Raw genomic sequence first — 4288 nt, forward strand, 5'->3', positions numbered from 1 at the left:
CCGGTACACCAGGCGCAGGCCGCGGGCGCTGACGTGGTCGACCACCAGCTGCCGGCGCAGCAGCGGCAGCACAGCGACCGACAGCGAGGCCTCGTCGAGCGCCGCGAACTCGTCGGCGCGGCCTTTCTCGCTGAGCTTGACGGCCGACAGCTGCACCGCCAGCCGCGGGAACACCGACAGCTTGATCGGCCCGTCGATCGCCAGTGTGCGGGCGCGGTGGGTTTTCATCCAGTCGATCGCGAGGCCCTTGTAGGCGTTCGGGTCGAAGGTCGACACCAGCCAGACGAGCACGGCGCCGAAGAGCAGCACCAGCAGGGCCAGTGCCAGCAGGAGTTTGCGGATCCAGGGTTTCATCGAATCGGTCGACCGCAGGGGCGCAGCGTGGGGGCACCGATTCTGCCCTCAAGGGCGCCAGGGTGGAGCCGGTCCCTACAATGAAACCTCATGAAACGCTTCGATCTGTGTGTCCGAGGGGCCGGCATCGTCGGCCAGGCGCTGGCCTTGTCGCTGGCCCGGCAGGGGCTGAAAGTCGCGCTGGTGCCCGATGCCGCGCCGCCTGCCGGCGAAGACGTGCGCGCCTACGCGCTGAACCCCGGCTCGGTCGCGCTGCTGGCCTCGCTGAAGGTCTGGGAGGCGCTGCCGCCGGGGGCCGCGACCGCGGTGCACGAGATGCGTGTCGAGGGCGATGCGGCCGGCGCGGCGCTCGAGTTCTCGGCCTGGCAGCAGCAGGTGGCCGAACTGGCCTTCATCACCGACGTGGCGGCGCTGGAGCAGGCGCTCGCCACCGCGGTGCGCTATTCGCCCCACATCGAGCTGCTGGCGCCGGGCGTCGATGCCGATACCGAGGTGCAGGCGCCGCTGACGGCGCTGTGCGAAGGCAAGGCCTCGGCCTCGCGGGCCGCGCTGGGCGTGCGCTTCGAGCGCCACGACTACGGCCAGGTCGCGATCGCGGCGCGGCTGGTCGCCGACCAGCCGCACCGCCACGTGGCCCGGCAATGGTTCCGCGCGCCGGACATCCTGGCGCTGCTGCCGTTCGACCTGCCGCAGGCGGGCTGCTCGCATGCGCTGGTCTGGTCGCTGCCGCAGGCGCGTGCACAGGAACTGCTGGCACTCGATGCCATGGCCTTCGAGCAGGCCTTGAACGACGCCACCGGCGGCGCCTGCGGCCGGCTGAGCCTGGCGTCGGCGCGCGCCGGCTGGCCGCTGATCCAGGCGCGCGCCAGCGCCTGGTGCGGCCCCGGCTGGGTGCTGCTGGGCGATGCGGCCCATGTCGTTCACCCTTTGGCCGGCCAGGGATTGAACCTCGGGCTGGCCGACGTGGCCGCGCTGTCGCAGGTGCTGGCAGCGCGGGAGCCGTGGCGTGAACTATCAGACGCCAAGCTGCTGCGCCGTTACGAACGCTCACGCCTCGCACCCACCCGGGCGATGGGAGAATTGACCGGAGGCCTGTGGCGGTTGTTTTCCACGGACCAACCCGCGGTGCGGGAACTTCGCAACCGCGGCATGACTCTGGTCAACCACCTCTCCCCGCTGAAGCGCTGGCTGACCGCCCGGGCGCTCGACACCTGAAGGCATTGCCATGCTGAACTTTCCGTTGATCCGATCCTGCCTTGCGGCCCCCCTCATCGCCGCGCTGCTGCTGGCGCCGGCGGCCCATGCCGACGAGGCGCAGATCCGCAAGAACCTGGCCGAGCGCCTGGCCATGCCGCCGATCGACGAGATCACCAAGACGCCGATCCCGGGCCTGTACGAAGTGCGCATGGGCACCGAAATCCTCTACACCGACGAGCAGGGCAACTACCTGGTCGAGGGGTCGCTGATCGACACCAAGGCGCGCACCAACCTCACCGAGGCGCGCATCAACAAGCTGACCGCGATCGATTTCGCCAAGCTGCCGCTGAAGGACGCGATCGTCTGGAAGAACGGCACCGGCGCGCGCCGCATCGCCGTCTTCGCCGACCCGAACTGCGGCTACTGCCGCCGCTTCGAGGCCGACCTGCAGAAGATCAAGGACGTGACCGTCTACACCTTCCTGTACCCGATCCTGGGCGGCGATTCGCCGCAGAAGTCGCGCGACATCTGGTGCGCGAAGGAGCCGAGCAAGGTGTGGCTGGGCTGGATGCTGCGCAGCGAGCCGCCGCCGCGTTCGATGGGCAGCTGCGAGACGCCGCTCGATCGCAACGTCGCGATGGGCAAGAAATACCGCATCAACGGCACGCCGGCGCTGGTGTTCGCCGACGGCACGCGCTTCCCCGGTGCGATGCCGCTCGAGCAGATCGAGAAGCAGCTGCTCGTGAGCAGCGCCGCCACCACCGCCGTCAAGTGACGCGGTCGAGCAGGGCAGCCGCCCTGCGGTGACAATGGCGCCCGCAGAAAACCCCTGCATGAGCGCATGGCCGCCCCCCGAGCGGCCTTCCTGATCCCATGATTTCCCACCGCATCGAGATCGCCGATGTGCACGCGCACCAGTTCCGCGTGACGCTCACCGTGCCGCAGCCGGCCGCGCAGCAGCGCCTGAGCCTGCCAGCGTGGATCCCCGGCAGCTACCTGGTGCGCGAGTTCGCGCGCCACCTGTCGCAGCTGCAGGCCCGCCAGGGCTCGCGCGAGATCGCGCTGCAGCAGCTCGACAAGGCCACCTGGCTGGCCGCCTGCGACGGCCGCGGCGCGCTGACCGTCAGCTACCTCGTCTACGCGTTCGACACCTCGGTGCGCACCGCCTTCCTCGATGCGCAGCGCGGCTTCTACAACGGCACCAGCGTCTTCCTGCGCGTCGAAGGGCGCGAGGCCGAGCCGCAGGCGGTCGAGATGCGCGGCCTGCCGAAGGGCTGGCGCGTGGGCACCGCGCTGCCGGCGGTCAAGACCGATGCGCGCGGCCAGGGCCTGTACCAGGCGGCCGACTACGACGAACTGGTCGACCACCCGGTCGAGCTGGGCGACTTCTGGCGCGGCGAGTTCAAGGCGGCCGGCGTGCCGCACGAGTTCATCGTGGCCGGCGCGCTGCCCGATTTCGACGGCGAGCGCCTGCTGGCCGATGCGCGTCGCATCTGCGAGGCCGAGATCGCGTTCTGGCACGGCCGCAAGAAGCCTCACTTCAAGCGCTACGTGTTCATGCTGAACGCGGTGGACGACGGCTACGGCGGGCTGGAGCACCGGGCCAGCACCGCGCTGATCGCGGCCCGGCGCGACCTGCCGCAGCGCGCGCGGCCGGGCGCCAGGCCGCCGGCGGAGCCGAAGGCCGAGCTGAAGACCGACCTGAGCGATGGCTACGTGACGCTGCTCGGGCTGATCAGCCACGAGTATTTCCACACCTGGAACGTCAAGCGCCTGCGCCCGGCCGAGTTCGCGCGCTACGACTACACGCAGGAGAACTACACCGAACTGCTGTGGTTCTTCGAGGGCTTCACCTCGTACTACGACGACCTGCTGCTGCTGCGCGCCGGCCTGGTCGACGAGCCGCGCTACCTGAAGCTGCTCGCGAAGACGGTGACCGGCGTGCTGGCCGCGCCGGGCCGGCAGGTGCAGAGCGTCGCGCAATCGAGCTTCGATGCCTGGGTCAAGTACTACCGCGGCGACGAGAACACGCCGAACGCGACGATCAGCTACTACACCAAGGGCTCGCTGGTGGCGCTCGCGCTCGACCTGACGCTGCGCACGCGCGGCCAGGGCTCGCTGGACGACGTGATGCGCGGCCTGTGGGCGCGCAGCGACGGCGGGCCGATCTCGCAGGACGACATCGCCGCGGTGCTGCACGAGGTGGGCGGCCGCTCGATGGCGGCCGAGCTGCAGGCCTGGGTGCACGGCACCGGCGAGCTGCCGCTGAAGGAGCTGCTGCAGCGCGCCGGCGTGACCTGGTCGCAGCAGGCGCCGACGATGGCCCAGCGGCTGGGCCTGCGGGTGGCGGAGAGTGCGCTGACCGGCATCAAGGTGAGCCACGTGCTGCGCGGCGGGGCCGCCGAAGCGGCCGGGCTGTCGGCCGGCGACGAACTGCTCGGCGTCGACGACTGGCGGCTGCGCCGGCTCGACGACCTGCTGCGCCTGCTGCCGGACGACGGCCGGGCCACGCTGCTGGTGTCGCGCGACCAGCGCCTGCTGCACCTGCCGCTCGTGGCCGCCGCGCTGCCTGACAGCGGCGCCGTGGCGTTGTCGCCGGCARGCGCCGCCGCCGAGAACAACAAGGCCGCCGTCGCCGCGCAGTCCCTGCGGCAGGCATGGATGCGCGGCTGACCGCAGCCCTGCGCGCGAGGCCGTTGCGGCGCGTCGCGCTGCTGGCGCTGGTGCTCGGCGTGCA

General features: G+C 71.1%; 4 protein-coding genes. 3 read left to right on the plus strand and 1 reads right to left on the minus strand.

The window, feature by feature from the left end; genetic code table 11:
• Positions 1 to 354: AsmA family protein (locus tag AC1D01_RS22950; RefSeq protein WP_477870394.1), on the minus strand; the 354-nt coding region annotated here is incomplete at its 3' end.
• Between the two features lie 90 nt (positions 355 to 444).
• On the opposite strand from AC1D01_RS22950, the gene AC1D01_RS22955 reads away from it, so the two are divergent.
• The 3 genes from AC1D01_RS22955 to AC1D01_RS22965 all read left to right on the plus strand — a co-directional run bounded on the left by AC1D01_RS22955 (position 445) and on the right by AC1D01_RS22965 (position 4224).
• Complete coding sequence (locus AC1D01_RS22955; RefSeq protein ID WP_477870396.1) at positions 445 to 1569, plus strand: FAD-dependent monooxygenase; 1125 nt, start codon at positions 445 to 447, stop codon at positions 1567 to 1569.
• A 10-nt stretch (positions 1570 to 1579) separates the two neighbouring features.
• The gene (locus AC1D01_RS22960) at positions 1580 to 2326 is read left to right on the plus strand and encodes a DsbC family protein (RefSeq protein WP_477870398.1); all 747 of its coding nucleotides are present in this window, start codon (positions 1580 to 1582) and stop codon (positions 2324 to 2326) included.
• A 98-nt stretch (positions 2327 to 2424) separates the two neighbouring features.
• Complete coding sequence (locus AC1D01_RS22965; RefSeq protein ID WP_477870400.1) at positions 2425 to 4224, plus strand: M61 family metallopeptidase; 1800 nt, start codon at positions 2425 to 2427, stop codon at positions 4222 to 4224.
• Positions 4225 to 4288: the final 64 nt, after the last annotated feature.

The sequence above is a fragment of the Rhizobacter sp. P3_B12 genome, from assembly GCF_056402895.1.